Annotated in this window: 15 protein-coding genes and 1 pseudogene; 9 read left to right on the forward strand and 7 right to left on the reverse strand. The window is 73.9% G+C overall.

Going from position 1 to position 19,528, the window contains the following annotated elements:
* Positions 1-226 precede the first annotated feature (226 nt).
* A complete protein-coding gene (locus ACFO3J_RS03185) occupies positions 227-1,753 on the forward strand; it encodes a hypothetical protein (RefSeq protein WP_386425896.1) in 1,527 nt (508 codons plus the stop codon).
* A gap of 280 nt (positions 1,754-2,033) precedes the next feature.
* A pseudogene (locus tag ACFO3J_RS03190) lies at positions 2,034-2,687 on the forward strand (alkaline phosphatase PhoX); the annotation flags it as partial.
* Positions 2,688-2,702: 15 nt separating this feature from the next.
* On the opposite strand, the gene ACFO3J_RS03195 reads toward ACFO3J_RS03190, so the two are convergent.
* Positions 2,703-3,950 carry a TerD family protein gene (locus ACFO3J_RS03195; protein WP_386425898.1) on the reverse strand — a complete coding sequence of 416 codons (1,248 nt, stop codon included), beginning with the start codon at positions 3,948-3,950 and terminating at the stop codon, positions 2,703-2,705.
* Positions 3,951-4,291: 341 nt separating this feature from the next.
* Between ACFO3J_RS03195 and ACFO3J_RS03200 the strand changes: the two genes are divergently transcribed.
* The 3 genes from ACFO3J_RS03200 to ACFO3J_RS03210 are packed head-to-tail and all read left to right on the forward strand — an operon-like array spanning position 4,292 to position 7,589.
* Positions 4,292-5,479, forward strand: coding sequence for a PP2C family protein-serine/threonine phosphatase (locus ACFO3J_RS03200; RefSeq protein WP_386426039.1), 1,188 nt, complete (start codon positions 4,292-4,294; stop codon positions 5,477-5,479).
* Positions 5,476-7,149: a sensor histidine kinase gene (locus ACFO3J_RS03205; protein WP_386425900.1), complete on the forward strand. Its 1,674-nt coding sequence runs from the start codon at positions 5,476-5,478 to the stop codon at positions 7,147-7,149. Before ACFO3J_RS03200 ends, ACFO3J_RS03205 begins: the two co-directional genes overlap by 4 nt.
* Positions 7,149-7,589, forward strand: a complete 441-nt coding sequence (locus ACFO3J_RS03210; RefSeq protein ID WP_386425902.1) for a response regulator — start codon at positions 7,149-7,151, stop codon at positions 7,587-7,589. Before ACFO3J_RS03205 ends, ACFO3J_RS03210 begins: the two co-directional genes overlap by 1 nt.
* 33 nt (positions 7,590-7,622) lie before the next feature.
* Here ACFO3J_RS03210 and ACFO3J_RS03215 read toward each other — a convergent pair whose 3' ends face one another.
* Positions 7,623-8,441: an NAD-dependent epimerase/dehydratase family protein gene (locus ACFO3J_RS03215; protein ID WP_386426041.1), complete on the reverse strand. Its 819-nt coding sequence runs from the start codon at positions 8,439-8,441 to the stop codon at positions 7,623-7,625.
* Positions 8,442-8,717: 276 nt separating this feature from the next.
* On the opposite strand from ACFO3J_RS03215, the gene ACFO3J_RS03220 reads away from it, so the two are divergent.
* Entirely contained in the window at positions 8,718-9,710 is a 993-nt protein-coding gene (locus ACFO3J_RS03220; RefSeq protein WP_386425904.1) for a 5-dehydro-4-deoxyglucarate dehydratase, read from the forward strand.
* A gap of 27 nt (positions 9,711-9,737) precedes the next feature.
* Positions 9,738-10,931, forward strand: a complete 1,194-nt coding sequence (locus ACFO3J_RS03225; RefSeq protein ID WP_386425905.1) for a hypothetical protein — start codon at positions 9,738-9,740, stop codon at positions 10,929-10,931.
* A 246-nt stretch (positions 10,932-11,177) separates the two neighbouring features.
* On the opposite strand, the gene ACFO3J_RS03230 is transcribed toward ACFO3J_RS03225, so the two are convergent.
* The 4 genes from ACFO3J_RS03230 to ACFO3J_RS03245 form a co-directional block, all read right to left on the reverse strand.
* Complete coding sequence (locus tag ACFO3J_RS03230; protein WP_386425907.1) at positions 11,178-12,071, reverse strand: hypothetical protein; 894 nt, start codon at positions 12,069-12,071, stop codon at positions 11,178-11,180.
* Positions 12,071-12,694 (reverse strand): SigE family RNA polymerase sigma factor, encoded by a 624-nt coding sequence (locus ACFO3J_RS03235; protein WP_386425909.1) that lies wholly within the window; start codon positions 12,692-12,694, stop codon positions 12,071-12,073. The genes ACFO3J_RS03230 and ACFO3J_RS03235 overlap by 1 nt, the downstream gene beginning before the upstream one ends.
* A gap of 202 nt (positions 12,695-12,896) precedes the next feature.
* The gene (locus tag ACFO3J_RS03240; protein ID WP_386425910.1) at positions 12,897-13,796 is read right to left on the reverse strand and encodes a class I SAM-dependent methyltransferase; all 900 of its coding nucleotides are present in this window, start codon (positions 13,794-13,796) and stop codon (positions 12,897-12,899) included.
* Between the two features lie 28 nt (positions 13,797-13,824).
* Positions 13,825-14,595, reverse strand: a complete 771-nt coding sequence (locus ACFO3J_RS03245) for an IclR family transcriptional regulator (RefSeq protein ID WP_386425912.1) — start codon at positions 14,593-14,595, stop codon at positions 13,825-13,827.
* Positions 14,596-14,725: 130 nt separating this feature from the next.
* On the opposite strand from ACFO3J_RS03245, the gene ACFO3J_RS03250 reads away from it, so the two are divergent.
* Both ACFO3J_RS03250 and ACFO3J_RS03255 read left to right on the forward strand, forming a co-directional pair.
* Positions 14,726-16,300, forward strand: coding sequence for an aldehyde dehydrogenase (NADP(+)) (locus ACFO3J_RS03250; RefSeq protein ID WP_386425914.1), 1,575 nt, complete (start codon positions 14,726-14,728; stop codon positions 16,298-16,300).
* Between the two features lie 379 nt (positions 16,301-16,679).
* Complete coding sequence (locus ACFO3J_RS03255) at positions 16,680-18,365, forward strand: LCP family protein (RefSeq protein WP_386425915.1); 1,686 nt, start codon at positions 16,680-16,682, stop codon at positions 18,363-18,365.
* Between the two features lie 63 nt (positions 18,366-18,428).
* On the opposite strand, the gene ACFO3J_RS03260 is transcribed toward ACFO3J_RS03255, so the two are convergent.
* Positions 18,429-19,469 (reverse strand): pyridoxal-phosphate-dependent aminotransferase family protein, encoded by a 1,041-nt coding sequence (locus ACFO3J_RS03260; protein WP_386425916.1) that lies wholly within the window; start codon positions 19,467-19,469, stop codon positions 18,429-18,431.
* Between the last annotated feature and the right edge of the window lie 59 nt (positions 19,470-19,528).

Genomic DNA, 19,528 nt, shown 5'->3' on the forward strand with positions numbered 1-19,528 from the left:
CGGAAGCGCGTCGCACGGTGGGGTGAAGGGGCGGTGGCGACCGGATGCGGGGTCTGCCCGCGGGGCGGTGGGCGGGCGAGGAGGGTGCTCACAGGCAATACGCTGAAGCCACGCGTCCGTGCCCGCGCGGGTCTCCCGCCGGGCGCCTCGCGGGGCGGCTCAGCCGCACAGCGCCGTGCCTTTGACCGCGATCGACCGCGCTTACTTCCGAAGGGGAGCTCGTCCTATGTCCGCAAGTCCTCTCGTCCTGCCGCCGGTGCGGCTGCTGCCCGCGGACGAACTGGCGCGGCTGGCGCTGGCCGTACCGCTGCTGGACCGCGCGCTGCGGCTGGCGCGGTGGGTCGGGGCGGAGCGGCAGGTCGACGCGCTGGGGGAGCTGCTGGAGGCGGACCTCGTACAGGCCGCCGCCGAGCTCGGGATCGAGGGGGAGGACGCCCTCGCCGAGGTCGAGCAGGCGTGGGGGGTCGCCGTGGAGGCCGGGCTGCTCGCGCTGGAGATCGAGCCCGGCGCGGAGGAGAACACCCCGGAGGGCGAGCCCGCCGGGCGGGCGGTCCGCGGCCAGGCCTACGACGCGGTGGGCGCCGGGGACCCGCAGGACGTACTGGAGGTCTGGCTGGCCGCCGCCGAGTACGGGCTGGCCGACGCCGCCGCCCCGGACTGGGAGGGCCCGCGGGACGACCTGGACGACACGGACGGGGACCGGTCGGTGCTGGACGAGCTGGACTGGGACCCGCAGGAGGCCGCCGAGTTCCTGGACACCGCGCTGGCCAACCTCTACGTCCTGATGGCGATGGACGGCGGAGCGGACCACGACAACGACCCGGACGCCGCCGGGGACCCGGAGACCGGCGCCGTGCCGCTGCCGGTGCTGGCCGCCTCGCTGGTCGTGCCCGACGAGATGGAGCAGCCGAGCGACGCCGTGCTCGAAGAGGTCACCGAGGTGATGATGCGGCTCGACGAGCAGTTCCGACTGCTCGCGCCGACCGGGCTGCTGGACTACCAGCCGGTGGACGAGGCACTGATCGAGGAGGACGGCGAGTCCGAGCCGGCCGGCGCGGACGCCGATCCCCTGGACCCGGAGGAGATCTCCCGCTACGGGATGGTGCGGCTGACCCCGCTGGGCGTGCACGGGCTGCGCGAGCGGCTCATCGACGCCGGGGCCCACGCCCCCGTGGTGGGCGACCTGGCCGGCGAACCCGCGGTGGAACTGCTGGACGCGCTGATCGAGTACCCCGACCACGCGGCCCGCGCCGAGGCCGAGTCGTGGCTGGCCGGCCGCAAACCGGCCGAGGCGGCGGCCGAGCTGCTGGCGGCCGGCCGCGGCGACGACCCGGGCGCGCCCGGCCGCCGGCTGATCTGCCAGCAGACACTCGCGCTGCTCGGCGCCGAGGCGGAACCCGCGCTGCGCGACGTGCTGGACGACCCCCAGCTCGGCGGCCTGGCCCGGGTCTGGCTGACCGAGCGCGGCGCGGCCGACATCCCCGCGCCCGGCTCCGACATGGTGTTCTGGCTCACCATCGACACGCTGGCCGCGCAACTGTCCGCCGACGACGACGCCGAACTGCTCGGTGAGCTGATCCGCGATCTGGTGGCCCGGCACGACGGCTTCTTCGACGCCGCCTGGCGGGTGGAGCACCCCGCGACCGCCGACGTACTGGAGGCGATGGGCCGCCTCCACCCGGACCGCAAGATCGCCAAGGACGCCCGCAAGGCCGCTTTCAAGGCCCGCTCCCGCGAGGGCGCGGCAGGCTGAGCACCGCGGCCCGCGGCCGGGGCGGCGCCGCCTCACGGTCTGCTGGACCATCGTCTTCCTGAAAGCCGCCCCGTGTTCACCCGGAGTTGATCCGCGGCCACGAGCGTGGCCGCGGCGCCCTCTTGTCCTCAGCGGCGAGCGCCGCCCCGCCCCCGTGCGAGAGAAGGAGCCGGCCATGCCGCTCAGCCGCAGTGACGCCGTCCAGCCGTTCGCGATACCCGGCGCCGGGCTCGCCCTGGCCGGGCCCGGCGACCTTCCGGGCCCGGACGCCGGCCACGAGGGCGGCACTCCCTGGGGCACCCGGCTCAGCTGCCCGGACACCACGACCGGCGGGGCCGGCTACGTCATCGAGTCCGTCGAGCCCGACGGCGCCGTCGATGCCGTCGATGCCGTCGAATCCGGCGACCGCGGCCCCCGGCCGGTCGAGGCGCTGGGCCGGTTCGCGCACCGGGACGTCGTGGTGGACCCCGAGCGCGGCCATGTCTACCTCACCGAGGACGCCTCGGGCCCCAACGGCCTGCTCTACCGCTGGACTCCGCCGCACGGCTTCGGCTCCGGCACGGTCCGGCTCGCCGCGCTGGGCCCGACGGCCGGCCTGCTCCAGGCCTTCCGCTGCTTCGACTCCGGCGGGCGCTTCGTGGACGACCTGTCCCGGGCCACCCGGATCGGCACCGTCTACGGGGTGGACTGGGCGGACGTGGCGGACCGCGACGCCCGGCAGGCCCCGGTACGCGAGCAGTTCACCGGCGGCCAGGTCACCCGGGCGGCCGGTCTCGGCCGCATGTGGTGGGCCGGCCGGGGCACGTACATCGTGTCGTCCCAGCCCCGGGAGGACGGCCCGGTGCGGCACGAGGGCACCGTCTGGTTCTACAGCGCCTCACGCCGCACCCTGACCCTCAAGGCGCTGCTCGGGCCGGGCCCGCACCCCGGACAGCGCTGAGCGCCGCGGTCAGAGCGCCGCGGCTCCCGGCTTCTGCAGGGCCTTCGCGGTGCGCGCGTCCACGAACTCGCCGAGCGCGGTCATCTCCCACTCGCCGCTGAACTGCTTGACGAACTTGGCCATCAGCACCCCGGTGCGCGCCTCGCCGTTGGTGAGGTCGAAGCGGACCAGTTCCTCGCCGGTGGTCTCGTCCAGCAGCCGGCAGTAGGCGCTCTTGACCTTGTTGAACTTCTGGCCGGAGAAGGAGTTGACCGTGAAGACCAGGCCGGTGACCTCCGCCGGCAGCCCGCCGAGGTGGACGGTGATCGCCTCGTCGTCGCCCGAGCCCTGGCCGGTCAGATTGTCCCCGTGGTGCTGGATCGCGCCGTTGAGCACCATCAGCTTGCCGAAGTAGCAGGTCGCCACGTGGTTGCGCTGCGGGCCGTAGGCGATCACGGAGGCGTCCAGGTCGATGTTCCGGCCGCCGAAGGCGGGCTCCCAGCCCAGGCCCATCCGCACCGAGGACAGCAGCGGCTTGCCGGCCTTGACCAGCGAGACCGTCTCGTTCTTGCGGAGGTTGACCCGGCCCTTGTCCAGATTGATCCGCCCGGGAGCGGCGGCCGGCGGCGCGGGGGCGGCCGGCGGGGCCGCCGCGGGCGGCGGGGGCAGATGGGCCGCGGCCGGGCCGGTCGGCGGCTTGGCGTAGATCGGCGGCACCGCGGGCGCCGCGGCGGGCGGCGCGGGCGCGGCAGCCGCGGGCGGGCTCTGCGGCTGGGCGGCGGCGGCCGGTTCGTCCACGGTCACGCCGAAGTCGGTGGCGATGCCGGCCAGTCCGTTCGCGTACCCCTGACCGACCGCGCGCACCTTCCAGGCGCCGCCGCGCCGGTAGACCTCGACGATGACCAGGGCCGTCTCCGGGCCGAGGCCGGTCGGGGTGAAGGCGGCGACCTCGCTGCCGTCGTCGGCGCCGCGCACGGTGGCGGTCGGGGTGGTGCCGGCGAAGGGGGCGCCGCTGTCGAGGCTCGCGGTCACCACGATCTTCTCCACGTCGGCCGGGACCGCCGCGGTGTCCACCGTGATCGCGTCCGGCGCCGCGCCGTCGCCCGAGCGGTAGGTCACCCCGGCGCCCTGCGGCTGGTTGTAGAACACGAAGTCGGCGTCCGAGCGGACCTTGCCGTCGGCGCCCAGCAGCAGCCCGGACACATCCAGCCGCACGGTGGCGGCGACCTCCACGGTCACCCGGGACACGGCGAGCGGCACATTCGAGCCAGGCGTCATAGCGTTCATGTCCCGGTAACGACCGACTCCGCTTTGCGGTTCCATTACCCGGCCGGAAGGGGTACGCGCCCCCGCGGGAGGGCACGCGCTCCCCGAGGCGGCGCTCCCGGCGGGAGCGTGTCCCTCCGGAGGATGGAGTAACGGGGTTGCCGCATATGCGGGGCAGGGCACTTCACGTACGCTCGGCGCGACATCATCTGTGGTGGGCGGCGGCATGCTGGAGGATGAGGGAGTTGGCACAGAACGGCCCGGCGCGGACCGGGCTCGACGGCCCGGACCGGACCGGGCTCGCGCCGGGCGTCGCACGGGTCCGCCTGCCGCGGGCGCGTGACGCCAGGGGGCTGGACATCAGGGCCGTCCGCGGTCCCGACGGCCCGGAGTCGGTGCTGCTGGTCGAGGACGACGACGGGGACGCGTTGCTGGTCCAGGAGTATCTCGGCGACGCTCCCGGCTCCCCCCGGCTGCTGCGGGCCCGCAATCTCGCCGAGGCGATCGAGCTGCTCACCGGCGGACCGGCCCCCGACTGCGTGCTGCTCGACCTCCACCTGCCCGACGCGTTCGGGGTGGACGCGGTGACCCGGCTGCTGCGCGACGCCCCCGGATCGCCCGTGGTGGTCCTCACCGGCCTGTCCGAGGAGGACGCCGGCCTGGCCGCCGTCGCGGCCGGCGCCCATGAGTATCTGTCCAAGAGCCTGCTCGAACCGCAGGCCCTGGACCGCGCCATCCGCTACGCCGTCCAGCGCAAGCAGATCGAACGGGCCACCGTGGCGCTGCGCGAGAGCCTGCTGCGGGCCGAGGAGAACGCCCGGCTGGAACGCGGCCTGCTGCCGACCCCGCTGCTGCGCACCGACGACCTCCAGGTGACCACCCGCTATCTGCCCGGCCGCGACCTGGCGCTGCTCGGCGGCGACTTCTTCGACGTGGTGCAGACCGAGGACGGCACCGTGCACGTGGTCATCGGCGACGTCTCGGGCCACGGCGCCGCCGAAGCCGCCCTGGGGGTGTGCCTGCGGGTCGCCTGGCGGTCCTTCGTGCTGGCCGGCACCGGCACCACCGACCGCACCCGGCTGCTGGAGCAGATGCTGGTCGCCGAGCGCGCCGCCACCGACGTCTTCGCCACCGTCATCGCGCTGGAGTTCCCGCCGGACCGCCGCTCGGTGCGGGTGGTACGGGCCGGGCATCCCGGGCTGATGCTGCGCCGCGGCGCCGGCGTGGAGTGGTACGAACCGGCCGGCGGCCCCGCGCTGGGGCTGCTGCCGGGCACCGCGGACTGGCCGGTGACCACCCTGCCGCTGGACGGCGAAGCGCTGGTGCTCTTCACCGACGGCCTGTTCGAATGGCGGTTCGGCGCCGGCCCGGAGCGCCTCGGGGAGGACGGTCTGCTGGCCCTGGCCCGGCAGCACGGCACGCTGCCCCCGGACGACTTCGTCGATGCCCTGATCAGTGCCGCCGAGACGGCCACCGCCGACCACGGCGGCCTGGCCGACGACGCGGCTGTCGTACACGTCGGATGGAAGACCCCACGGTGACAGCGGATCACACCAGCTCGCCCGCCCCCGCCCGTACAGCCGCCCCTGCCGCCGCCGGTACGCCCGGCGACCCGCCGGCCGCCGCCCTCACCGGGACCCGGCTGCGCGGCCGCGCCACCGTCCAGGTGTGGTTCAACCTGGTGCTCGCCGTGATGGTGCTCCTGGTGGTGGTCTTCGCGGTGATCGGCGCCCGGCTGCTCGCCCGCAACTCGCAGATATCGGACGACCTCTCCGGCCGGGTGCAGCCCGCCCGTGTCGAAGGCGTACGCCTCCAGTCCGCGCTGCTCGACCAGGAGACGGGAGTGCGCGGCTATGTCCTCACGCACAGCCCGCAGTTCCTCGTCCCCTACACCCAGGGTCTGGCCGAGGAGAAGCAGAGCGTCGCCCGGCTGCGTCCGCTGATCAGCGGGAACACCCGGGCCACCGCCGACCTCAAGGCGCTGCAGGACTCCGCCGCCCGGTGGCGCGCCGACTACGCCGAGCCACTGGTCGAGCACGCCCGGCGGGGCCTGCCCACCGCGTCCGACAGCGCGCTGCTGAACGGCAGCAAGCAGGCCTTCGACGGGATCAGGGCGCTGTACGCGGCCGAGGACACCCATCTGGTGGCCGACCGGCAGCGCAGCCAGAGCCAGTTGCGGCACATCGAGGGCGAGCGGGACGCGGTCTTCCTGGCGATGCTCGCCTGCTTCCTGGCCGCCGCGCTCGTGCTGGCCATGCTGCTGCGGCAGATCGTGGGCCGGCCGCTCAACCGGCTGCGGGACGGCGCGCTGCGGGTGGCCGGCGGCGAGTTCGAGGGCCGGATCGTACCGGCCGGGCCGGCCGACCTGCGGATACTCGCCGAGGCGGTGGAGGCGATGCGCGACGGTCTGGCCGGCGCGCTCGCCGAAGCCCGCGACCAGCGTGGGCGGCTGGCCCTGCAGGCCGACGAACTCACCACGCAGGCCGAGGAGCTGCGCCGCTCCAACGCGGAGCTGGAGCAGTTCGCCTATGTCGCCTCGCACGACTTGCAGGAGCCGCTGCGCAAGGTCGCCTCCTTCTGCCAGCTGCTGGAGAAGCGCTACCGCGACAAGCTCGACGAACGCGGCGTGCAGTACATCGACTTCGCGGTGGACGGCGCCAAGCGCATGCAGATCCTGATCACCGACCTGCTGGCCTTCTCCCGGGTCGGCCGCACCTACGACGACCGGCTGCCGGTCCGGCTGGACACGGTGCTGGACCAGGCGCTGGCCAATCTGGCCGGCACGCTGGAGGAGTCCGGCGCGCAGGTGCGCCGCCCGGCCGAGCTGCCCGTGACGACCGGCGACCGGACGCTGCTCACCATGGTGTGGCAGAACCTGATCGGCAACGCGGTCAAGTTCCGTTCCCCCGACGGCCCGCCGCTGATCACGGTGGAGAGCGGCACCGGGCCGGACGGCGAGCACACCTTCGCCGTCACCGACAACGGCATCGGCATCCCGGCGGAGTTCAGCGAGAAGGTCTTCGTGATCTTCCAGCGGCTGCACAGCCGGGACGTCTACGAAGGCACCGGCATCGGCCTGGCGATGTGCCGGAAGATCATCGAGCACCACGGTGGCAGAATCGCCGTGGACACCTCCTACACCGGCGGCACCCGTATCACCTTCACCCTGCCGGCCACCGACATCCCGAACTCCGAGGGAGCGCAGCCCTGATGACCGATGCCGTGCAACCGATCGTGGTCCTGCTCGTCGAGGACGACGCCGGCGACGAGCTGATGACCCGGGAGGCGTTCGAGGACAACAAGATCCGCAACGACCTGCACGTGGTGCGCGACGGCGAGGAGGCGCTGGACTTCCTCTACCGCCGCGGCGCCTACGCCGACGCGGCGCGGCCCGACTTGATCCTGCTGGACCTCAACCTGCCCAAGTACGACGGCCGCCAGGTGCTGGAGCAGATCAAGGGCGACCCGGCGCTGGCCGTGATCCCGGTGGTGGTGCTCACCACCTCCTCCGCCGAGGAGGACATCGTGCGCAGCTACAAGCTGCACGCCAACGCCTATGTCACCAAGCCCGTCGACCTGGGCCAGTTCATCACCGCGGTCCGGCAGATCGACGACTTCTTCGTGTCGGTGGTACGGCTGCCGGGCCGCTGACCGGCGGCCCGGCGACAGGCGCCGCTCCGCCGGTCAGTGCCGCCACAGCGGCGGATCGGTGCAGAACGCCCCGCCCAGGTTGGCGTGCGCCGGGTTGCCGGGGTCGAGTTCGCCCTGTTCGGCGATCAGCGCGGCGGCGAACGGCTCGGAGTCGTCCTGCGGCTCGTACCCCAGTGCCCGGGCGGGCGCGAGATCCCACCACAGCCGGGTGTTGGCGGAACTGCCGTAGACCACGGTGTGCCCGCTCACCTCTGCGGTGAGCGCGGCGTGCAGGAGCCGGGCGCCGTCGGCCGGGCTCAGCCACACCGACAGCATCCGCACCGTGCTCGGCTCGGCGAAGCAGGAGCCGATCCGGACCGAGACAGTGTCGATGCCGTGCCGGTCGGCGTAGAGCTGCGCGAGATCCTCGCCGAAGCTCTTGGACAGGCCGTAGAAGGTGTCCGGGCGGCGCGGGGCGGTGATCGGGATCAGCGGGTCGTCGCCGCGCGGGCGCGGGGTGAAGCCCACCGCGTGGTTGCTGGAGGCGAAGACGACCCGGCGTACGCCTTCCTCCCGGGCGGCCTCGTAGAGGTGGTAGGTGCCTTCGATGTTGGCGCGCAGGATCCGGTCGAAGTCGGACTCCATCGAGATTCCGGCCAGGTGCAGGATCGCGTCGACCCCGCGGACCGCCTCGCGCAGCGCGTCCCGGTCGGCGAGGTCGGCGGTGATCGCGGTGGCGGCGTCCGGGCCGTCCTCGACCGGCCGGGCGTCGAACAGCCGCAGGTCGTAGCCGAAGGACGGCAGCAGTCCGCGCATCAGGGTGCCCATGCCGCCGGCGGCGCCGGTGAGCAGGACGGTACGGGGAGCGGGCACAGCTGGCATGCGTAAGGTCTCCTCGGTCTCACCGGCGGCGGGCCCGGGGGAGCGGCCAGCCGCCGCCGTGGCGGCGAACGACGAATACGGAGTATATCCTTGGACGCCATTCATGTATGTGGACAAATGGTGGCGCTGATCGCCTCTGGGCGAAGGTTCTCCAAGGTTCTACCGGCCCGCTCGTCGGCTTGACCACCGCTGGGGGCCTCGCTTAGCGTGGCAGCGTTCATAAATATAGACGTTAATCAGAAGAGCGCACACCCTCTGGGGGACCCGATGACCGCACCCTCACCCGCCCGCGAGGCCGCACTCGCCGACCGCCTCGACGGCCTGCTGTTCTTTCCCGTGACGGCCTTCGGTCCGGACGGCGGCCTCGATCTGGACGTCTTCCGCGCCCATGTGCGCGCGGGTGTGGAGGCCGGGGCGGCGGCGGTCTTCGCCTGCTGCGGCACGGGTGAGTTCCACGCGCTGACCCCCGAGGAGTTCGGCGCCTGCGTCGCCGCGGCGGTCGAGGAGACGGCCGGCCGGGTGCCGGTGGTGGCCGGCGTGGGCTACGGCACCGCGCTCGCCCTGCGGTACGCCGCACTCGCCGAGGCCGCGGGCGCCGACGGACTGCTCGCCATGCCCCCCTACCTCGTCGTCGCCGACCAGCGTGGCCTGCTGCGGCACTACGCCGCACTCGCGGCCGGCACCTCGCTCGACGTCATCGTCTACCAGCGGGACAACGCGGTCTTCACCCCCGAGACCGTGGTGGAACTCGCCCGGGTGCCCAACATCATCGGCCTCAAGGACGGCTGCGGCGACCTCGACCTGATGCAGCGCATCATCAGCGCGGTCCGCACCGAACTGCCCGGCCGTGACTTCCTCTACTTCAACGGCCTGCCCACCGCCGAGCTCACCGGGCTCGCCTACCGCGGCATCGGCGTGCTGCTCTACTCCTCCGCGGTCTTCGCCTTCTCGCCCGAGATCGCCCTCGCCTTCCACCGGGCCCTGACCGCCGGCGACGACACGACCGTCAACCGGCTGCTCGACGGCTTCTACCGGCCGCTGGTGGAGCTGCGCAACCAGGGCCGCGGCTACGCGGTCTCGCTGGTCAAGGCCGGGGTGCGGCTGCGCGGCCTGGACGTCGGGGAGGTACGCCCGCCGCTGTCCGAACCGTCGGCCGCGCACACCAAGGAGCTCGCCGAACTCATCGAGCGAGGGCTGGCGCTGCTCGGGGAAGGCGCCCCCGACGGCAGCGCCGCCCGTCACGCCTCCGACGCCAACTGACCGACGACACAAGGCCGGCCGCATCCCGTGAAGACCTCCGCCTTCCTCTACCCGTGGGACGTCGTGGGCGACCCCGAGGCCGCCGGCCGGGTCGCCGCGCTCGGCGTCCAACAGGTCACCCTCGCCTCGGCCTACCACTCCACCCGCGCCCTCACCCCGCGCCATCCGACCCACCGCGTGGTCACCGCCGAGTACGCCGCCGTCCTCTACCCCCCGGGCGAACACCAATGGCGGGGCCGGGAGTTGCGCCCCCTCCCGGCCGGCGGCTGGGTGACCGCCGAGGACGCCCACGGGGTGGCCGCCGACGCGCTGCGGGCCGCCGGACTGGAGGTCCACACCTGGGTGGTGCTGGCGCACAACTCCCGGCTGGGCGCGGAGCATCCGCACACCTCGGTGGTCAACGCCTATGGCGACCGGTACCCGTGGGCGCCCTGTATCGCCCGGCCGGACGTCCGGCGCTATCTGGTGGACCTCGCCGCCGAGGCCGCGGTGCGGCCGGGGGCCTCCGGCACCGAGCTGGAGTCCCTCGGCTGGTACGGCCTGGCCCATCTGCACGGCCACGACAAGATCGCCGGCGTACCGCTCGGTGACGCGGCCCAGTACCTGATGTCGCTGTGCTTCTGCTCCCACTGCCGGGACGGCTACGCCGAGTCCGGCGCCGACCCCGGCGAACTGGCCGCCGCCGTCCGCGGCGCGCTGGCTCCCGGGTGGGCCGGCCACGGCGGGCGGGAGGCGGGTACGGCGGGCATCACCGCCCTGCTCGGCGAGGAGTTGGCCGCGGCCGGCCTCGACTGGCGGCTGCGCACGGCCCGTTCGCTCCAGGAGCAGGCGGTCGCGGCGGTCCGGGCCGCAGCCCCGCCCGGCTTCCAGGTGCTGATGCACGCCGACCCTGCGCCGTACCACTGCGGGGCCAACGCCGGGGTCGATCCCGCGCACATCCTCCAGCACACCGACGGCCTGGTGCTGCCCTGCACGGGTGGCCCGGCGGTGCGCGAGGCCATGCTCGGCCCGACCGCGCCGCACCGCCACCCGCACACGGTGCTGGCCGCCAACCTCACGGTCGTGGCCGGCCTGGGCGGCAGTCCGGCCACGCTCGCGGCGGACGCGGCCCACGCCGCGGCGCTCGGCGCCAGCGAACTGCGCCTCTACCACGCCGGGTTGGCCTCCGACGCCGACCTGGCCGCGATCCGCCGCGGCCTGGCGGAGCTGGCGGCGCGCTGACGGCCGGCCGGGTGCGCGCCGGCCCGCGCCGGTCGTGCCGGGGCGCGGCGATCATGGGGGTACCGCCGCGCCCCGGAGCTTCACCGGCCGTAGGTGCCGGGCGGTCGAAGGACCGGGAGAGCCGTGCACACTCAAGTCGCCACCGGGGCGCGAGAGGTTGCCGTGGTGACGGGAATATTTCCCGGAGGCGACCGGCGAGGTCCAGCCCCCGGACACGACTGGCCGACCGCCGCCCCCCGGTACGGCTCAAAATCCGCCGCTGAGCGCGACCGGACCGTCCTTTCCGACGGCCGCCACCGTGTATCCGTCACCACTGGTGTCGCGGCCCCCCACCGCGTGGTTGAACTGCCCGGCGAAGGTGTAGGTGTTGGCCTCCAAGGTCTGGTCCGGGCCGAGCGTCCAGCGGTAGACCAGGTGGTCGCCCTCCACCTCGATCGACGCGAGGGTCTTCCCGGGAATCGAGCTGAAGGAGCCGGTACTGGCGACCCCGCCGGTCCGGGCCACCCGCAATTCGACGGTCAGCGCGGTGAGTTCCTGGTGGGTGGTCACGCTCACATCGCTCTGCGACCAGGACGTGGTGCTGGCGGCGTCCAGGGTGCCCGCCGAGGTCGTCGCGGCGCCCTGGGTGGCCGGCGTCGACGCCGGGGGGACCCCCGCGGTGGTGGCGTGCGCCGACGGCGTGCCCGTGGGGGTGGTGGGCGGCGCGGCCGGCGACGGGGGAGTGCGGGCCGAACCGGGCACGTAGGCCGAGCCGGGAGCGTGCGCCGCGTCGGCGCGGTGCCGGGCGGGGGCGCCGCTGTGGCGGTCGGCGGCGCCGCGGTGGCCCGCCGCGGGCAGCGGGGTGGTGGTGGCCGCAGGCCGCGGCCGGGGGGCGGTGCTGCCGCCGGAGGTCACCGCGGTCTGTCCGGGCTCGCTGTCCGTGGAGACCGCCCCCACCGCGAGCCCGCCGATCCCCAGCGCGCCGGCCACCGCCGCCGTCACCGCCGCGATCCGCATCCAGGGCGCGGGCTTCCGGTCCCCGCGGCCGTCGCCCGGCCGGCCGGGCGGGTCCATCGCGCGCTCCACCCGGGCCAGCATCCGCGCCCGGTCCGGCCGGTGCGCTTCGGCCGCCTCCCGCAGCCGCTCCGGCAGTTCGGCCATCACACTCCCCGTCCCGTACGCGTACGAGCACGTCCCGGGGGAGCGGGCGCGCCCAGTATCCGTGCCGCGTCCGGACCCGCCGCGCCCGGACGCCTCACCGCCGGAACCGTATCGGGCCCGGCCTGCGGCTGGGCGAGCAATCGCTCCAACTCGGCGACCCCGCGCGACGTCTGGCTCTTCACGGTGCCGACCGAGACGCCCAGCGCCTCGGCGGTGTCCTTCTCCGACAGGTCGAAGGCGTGGCGCAGCACCACACACGCCCGCTTGCTGAACGGCAGCCGCTGGAGCGCCTCGCGCAGGTCGAGCACGGCCGGCACATCCGGCTCCTCGACCCGCTCGCTGCGCTGCGACCAGAACAGCGCGACCCGGCGCCGCTCGCGTACCGCGCTGCGGATCCGCGACCGGGCCAGATTCGCCACCACCCCGCGGGCGTAGGCGACCGGGTGCTCGGCGGCGACCACCCGGTCCCAGCGCCGCCACAGCACCACCAGCGCGTCGGCGGCCAGATCGTCGGCCGCGTCCGCCTCACCGGTCAGCAACGCGGCCAGCCGGGCGAGTTCGGCGTAGTGCCGTTCGAAGAAATCGTGGAACGCGGCGGCATCGTCGCCGATGGCTGTGCCCACGGTCACCTCTTCCTGCCCGGACGTCCCCGCCACGGCGCGGCGAGAGCGTAGCAGCGGGCAAAGGCCCTGGGCAGAGGTCGGGAACAGCGGATTCACGCCGTCGCGGACACCGCGGCGGTCGGCCCGATGGACAGCGCCGCGGGGGTCCTTGCCAGCGGCAACGACCCCCGGCCGAAAGGGCGTGGCGGCGCCCTGTCGGACGTCAGCCGGCGGTGCGCACGCAGCGCTGCGCCCGCGTGACGATCTCCAGATCGAAGCCGCCGCTCCCGGAGGTCTCCGGCCGCGACCGGAGCAACTCCCGCACCTGGCCGAGCACTTCGGCCTGCTCGGCCGGCTCCAGCACCAGGATGTGCGAGTGGGTCGCCACGGTGGCGATCAGCGAGTCGACGGTACGCCGCTGGCGGTGCGGGAAGTCGGCGTGTTCGACGGGCGAGTAGGCCGGGTGGGCGTCGATCCCGCGTTCGGAATTCCAGTCGACGAACGAGACCCGGCTGCCGGCGATCCGGCCGAGTTCGGCGATCCAGTCGATCCGGTCGTCGTCGGTGTTCCACAGCGCGGCCAGCGAACCGCCCGGCCGCAGCACCCGGGCGATCTCCGGCAGCGCCCGCGGCTGGTCGAACCAGTGGAACGCCTGCCCGACGACCACCGCGTCCACCGAGGCGTCCGGCAGCGGGATGTCCTCCGCGCCCCCGGTCAGCGCGGTCGCGCCCGGTGCGTGGCCGCGCAGCACGGAGAGCATGCCCGCGTCGGGCTCCACCGCCGTCACCCGGTGGCCGAGCGCGAGCAGCGAGGCGGTGAGTTTGCCGGTGCCCGCGCCGAGGTCGAGGACGTCCAGCGTCGCGTCCGGGGCGCTCAGCGCCGGCGCCAGCGCCCAACGCACCGCCGCCTCGGGATAGTCGGGCCGGTGCTCGGCATAGGCGGCGGCCACCGCGCCGAAGGAGGACGCGCGGCGGGCGAAGAGGACGGGATCGTACGGCGTCGGGCGGCCGCCCGGCTCGTGGCCGGAGCGGTCGGGCGCTGACCGGTTCTGGTCCTGGTCCTGGTGCTGGTCCGGGGAGTCCTGCGGGCTTTCGTCTGCCGGGGAAGCGTCATGGGTGGCCATACCACCGACCCTAATCCGGCCGCCCGGACTACAGGCGGCGGGTCGCCAGCAGCAGCCGGTCCCGCGCGTCGAACAGCGTGTCCTTGATCATCTGCTCATGGCCGGAGGTCAGCCGGGCCACCGGCACCGAGCAGCTCACCGCGTCCCGCGCCGGCGTGCGGTACGGGATCGCGATGCCGAAGCAGCGCAGACCGAGGGTGTTCTCCTCGCGGTCCACCGCGTAGCCCTGCTCGCGGATCTGGGCCAGCTCCTCGATCAGCTTCTCGCGGTCGGTATGGGTGTGCTCGGTGAGCGCTTCCAGCGACTCCGGCAGCAGCTTGCGCACCTGCTCGTCGGTGTACGTGGCCAGCAGCGCCTTGCCGAGCGAGGTGGAGTGCGCCGGCAGCCTCCGGCCGACCCGGGTGAACGGCCGCAGATAGTGCTGCGACTGCCGGGTGGCCAGATACACCACGCTGGTGCCGTCGAGCCGGGCCAGGTGGATGGTCTCGCTGGTGTCGTCGGACAGCCGGTCCAGGGTGGGCCGGGCGGCGGCCACCACCTCGTCGCCGTCGATGTACGAGGTGCCGACCAGCAGCGCCCGCACCCCGATGCCGTACCGCGTCCCGGTGGCGTCGGTCTCGATCCAGCCCAGCTCGACCAGGGTGCGCAGCAGCATGTAGAGGCTGGACTTGGGGTAGCCGACCGATTCCTGGACCGCCGCCAGGCTGTGCATGCCGGGGCTGCCCGCGAAGAACTCCAGCAGCTCCACCGTGCGAACCGCGGACTTGACCTGGGAACCGGCTCCTTCGCCAGCAGCCATCGCGTGCGACCCCTCTTGTTCGGCCGGGAGGCACGGACGTAGGCTCCCGACATAGATTCACATGTGAAAACGTTGTTCAGTATAGAGAACGACGACGGTGTGCAGTACGAAGAATGTGGAGGTTCTTCCGGTGGGAGTACCAGTCTGGAGTCTCGACCCCCGAACCGGGAAGCGGCGGGAGGAGGCCGGCGTCGAGGCGTCGGCCGGCGAGGTCGACTCCGCCGTCCGCGCCGCTGCCGCCGCCCTGCCCGCCCTCGCCGACCGCAGCGTACGCGCGCGACTACTGCGGGGCGCCGCCGGGGCCCTGGAGCGGTCGGCCGCCGAGGTGATCGCCACCGCCGACGCGGAGACCGCCCTCGGGGTGCCCCGGCTGACCGGTGAACTGGCCCGGACCGCCTTCCAGTTGCGGGCCTTCGCCGACATCGTGGACGAGGGCGCCTTCCTCGACGTCATCATCGACCACCCCGATCCGACCGCCCAGCCCATCCCGCGCCCCGACCTGCGCCGCTACAAGATCCCGTTGGGTGTCGTCGCGGTCTACGCGGCCAGCAACTTCCCGCTGGCCTTCTCGGTGCCCGGCGGCGACACCGCCAGCGCGCTCGCGGCCGGCTGCCCGGTGGTGGTCAAGGCGCACCCGGACCACCCGGCCACCTCGGCGCTGTGCGCGGACCTGCTGCGCGAGGCGGCCGTCGCGGCCGGACTGCCCGCTGACACCGTCGTCCTGCTGCACGGCTTCGAGGCCGGTACCGCCCTGGTACGGCACCCGCTGGTCTCGGCGGCCGGCTTCACCGGATCGATCCCCGGCGGCCGGGCGCTGTACGACGCCGCCGCCGCCCGTCCGCGCCCCATCCCCTTCTACGGCGAACTGGGCAGCCTCAACCCGGTCGTGGTCACCCAGGCCGCCGCGGCCGAACGCGCCGAGCAGATCGGCGCCGGCCTCGCCGCGTCCTTCACCCTCGGCACCGGCCAGTTCTGCACCAAGCCGGGCCTGGTCCTGGCCCCCGCCGGGGCGGACGGCGACCGGCTGCTCGGCGCCCTCACCGACGCCGCGAAGGGCGCGCCGGCCGGTGTGCTGCTCGACTCCCGGATGCGGGACAACTTCCTCCAGGGCGCCGCCGCCCGGGTGGCGCTGCCCGGGGTCACGGCGCCGGTCGGCCCCGGCGGCGGTCCAGGCGAGGTCGCCGCCGAGGGCGAAGGGGACGGCGACGACCTGTCGGTACGCCCCGGTTATGTCGTGGTCGAGGCGCGCGATCTCACCGACGCCGAGCGGGGCGCCGCGTACGACCTGCTGCTGGAGGAGTGCTTCGGGCCGCTGACGGTCGTCGTGCGCTACCGGGACGACGCCGAGCTGGCCGCAGTCCTCGACCGCCTGCCCGGCAATCTCACCGCGACCGCCCACCTCGGCGTCCGCGAGGCCGAGCGGGACGGCGGGGCGGCCGCGGCGCTGCTGGCCCGGCTCACCGCGCTGGCCGGCCGGGTGCTGGTCAACGGCTGGCCGACCGGTGTGGCGGTGGCCGCAGCCCAGCACCACGGCGGTCCCTACCCGGCGACCACCTCGACCTCCACCTCGGTCGGCGGCACCGCCATCGAACGCTGGCTCCGCCCGGTCGCCTACCAGGACACCCCGCCCGCCCTGCTGCCGCCGGAACTGCGGGACGGCAACCCGCTGGGCATCCCGCGCCGGGTGGACGGCGTGCGGGAGTAAGTAACGGGAGCGGTACCAGGAGCAGAGCGTCAGCGCGGTCCCCGGCCCGGTGGGAGGCACCCCCACCGGGCCTTCGCGCGCCCGGACACCGGCCGCGGACAGCGCTGACACCGCCCGCAAGCGGCCCCCCTCGCTCCGCCGCGCGGGCGGCGCCGGTAGTGTCACGGCCGGTGGCGCCTCCCCGTCCCGAACGGCCTGGACGAGAGCCAAGCCATCCCCCTACCCACTGTGACGCCGCTTGCTCCATCCGTGAAGTGAAGATCTTGTGCAGATATGACGATTGCCCGGCAGCTCTGCAACGCTTCACCGCAAGACGGAGTCATAACTCCCGCGGTCTTCAGGCAGACGCAGGGCTCAACGCTCCGAAGGAAGAGGTTCGATGACGCGGTCCCGCAGTAACCAGCAAAACCGCGGTTCGTCGAGGCACCGCGCCTCTCCCGTCTCCGTCGACGCGCAGGCGCCCGTGGTCGGCGGCAGGGCCGCCGCCCGCCGGCAGAAGAAACGCGGCGGGAAACGCGCGCTGAAGATCATCGGCTGGACCACCGGCTTTGTGGTGCTGCTCGGCGTGGGCACCGCGACCTGGGCCTACACCAAGCTCAGCGGCAACATCAAGTCCTCCGACCTGTACGCCGGCAAGTCCGGCGACGCGGGCAAGGAGAAGGCGGACGCCTTCGGCCGCACGCCGATCAACATCCTGATGATCGGTTCGGACGCCCGGACCAACGCCGCGGACTGCAAGCTCGGCGGCGCCTGCTCCACGTCCTCGGGCGCCCGGGCGGACGTGGAGATGGTGGTGCACATATCCGCCGACCGCACCAACGCGACGGTGATGAGCATCCCGCGCGACCTGAGGGCCGATCTGCCGGCCTGTGTCGACGAGGACAACCACACCAGTGTCGGGGCGCAGCCCGACACGATGATCAACTCGGCCCTCAACTGGGGCCCCGGATGCAGCGTCGCGGCCGTGCACCAGCTCACCGGCATCACGATCGACCACTTCATGATGGTCGACTTCTCCGGCGTGGTGAACATGTCCGACGCGGTCGGCGGCGTCAATGTCTGCGTCACCGCGAACGTCTACGACCCGTACTCGCATCTCAAGCTGAAGCAGGGCAGCCACGTGCTCAAGGACGTGGCCGCCCTGGAGTTCCTGCGCACCCGCCACGGCTTCGGCGACGGCTCGGACACCGGCCGCACCTCGTCGCAGCACATGTTCCTCACCGCGCTGATCAACAAGTTCAAGAACCAGAACACCCTCACCAGTCCCACGAAGCTGTGGAGCCTGGCCAACGCCGCCACCAAGTCGCTGACCGTCGACAAGGCGCTCAAGCCCATCCAGAGCCTGATCGGTCTCGCCAAGGACGTGAACAAGGTCCCCACCGACCGGATGACCTTCGTCACGATGCAGACCCAGCAGGTCCCGCTCACCACCGGTTCGAGCAAGACGGTGATCGGCCCCGGCGCGGCGTCGCTGTTCCAGACCATCGCCAACGACCAGTCGCTGACCACCGCCGCGGGCGCCAAGACCGTGAAGCCGAAGCCGTCCGGGCCGCCGCCCGTACCGCCCGCCCAGATCGCCGTCGAGGTGCAGAACGGCACCGGCATCGGCCACCGGGCCGCGGTGATCGCCGAGGGGCTGGTGAAGCAGGGCTTCAGCCAGGACACCACCTCGGGCAACGGCGAGGCGACCGACACCACCACGCTGACCTATCCCGCCGGCGAGCAGGCCCAGGCCAAGTCGGTGGCCTCCGCGCTCGGCCTGCCGGCCACCGCCCTCACCCAGGGCACCGGCAGCAAGCTCGTGCTGCTCATCGGCGCCGACTGGACGACCGGCGACACCTTCCCCGGCGGCAAGGCGAAGCCGGCCCCGGCCGACACCCAGTCGGCGCTCGGCGGCGCGGGCGTGCAGAACGGCAAGGACACCTCCAAGTGCGCCCCCGTCAGCACCTTCAGCACGATCGGCGAGACCGCCGAGGGCAAGGTCACCACCAAGCCGAGCCGCTACGGGATGACGCCGACCAAGGCGTACGCGATCAGCCCCGAGGTGAAGGACTCGGCGCCGTGATCACGGTCGGATGATCAGGCTCGTCCGGGCCGCCAGGGCGGCCCGGACGGCCCGCCCCCCCGCTCAGCGCTTGAGGGCCGCCCCCAGCGCCGCCAGCGCGCGGTCGACCACCGCCGGGTCGGCCGCGGGCCCGTAGTGGTCGACCCGCAGCATGTCCGCGGCCGACGGGCCGGTGCCCGCGGTGATCGGCGCCCCGGGGTCGGCCACCAGGGCGCTCGCCGCCAACTCGCCCGCGTGGATGCCCTGCGGCGTCCGTACCGTCGTGGCGACCGGCGCCGCGTCCCGGGCGTCGGTGACATACGGGGTCAGCCCCAGGTCGAGCGCGCCCTCGCGGGTACGGGCCGCCGCGCCGCGGTGCCGGGCGATCACCGCGTCGAGGCCCTCCTCCTCGATCCGGTCCAGGCAGGCCGCCAGCGCCAGCATCTCCAGCCGCGCCGGCGCGTGCGGCAGGGCGCGGCGCCCGGTGTCGATCCAGCGCTCCTTCCAGTCCAGCAGCGACAGGTAGGAGTGGCGCGGCGCGGCGGGATTGTCCGCCAGCCGCCGCCAGGCCCGCTCGCCGACCGCCACCGCCGACACCCCGGCCGGACCGCCCATCGCCTTCTGCGCGCCGACCACGCACAGGTCCACACCCCACGCGTCGGTCAGCAGCGGCTCGGCCGCCACCGACGCCACCGCGTCGAGCATCAGCAGCGCGCCGTGCGCCCGTACCACCGGGCCGATCCCGGCGACGGGGTTGCTGATACCGGTGGCCGCCTCGGCGTGCACCAGCGAGACGAGCTCGATCCCCGGGTTCCGCTCCAGCGCCTCGGCCACCTGGTCGGCGGTCACCGCCCGGTCGGACGGCACCGCCAGCTCCACCACCTTCGCGCCCGCGTCCCGCAGCCAGTCGCCGAAACCGCGTCCGTACGGTCCGGTGACCACGTTCAGCGCGGTCGAGCCCGGCCGGGCCGCACCCCGGATCGCGCCCTCCAGCGGCAGCAGCGCCTCGCCCTGGGTGATCACCACGTCGTTGTCGGTCCGCAGCAGCGCCGCGATCCGGCGCTCGGTCGCCGCGAACTCGTCGGCGGTCAGCGGCGGCAGGTCCAGCAGGGGGTGGTGGGACACGGTCGAGCGCTCCTCCGCGACTCGGGGGCCGGCAGGCCGGGGTGCAGGTGGTCCGGGGC

This window comes from Streptomyces polygonati (assembly GCF_042650325.1).
GTDB classification, from domain to species: Bacteria; Actinomycetota; Actinomycetes; order Streptomycetales; family Streptomycetaceae; genus Actinacidiphila; species Actinacidiphila polygonati.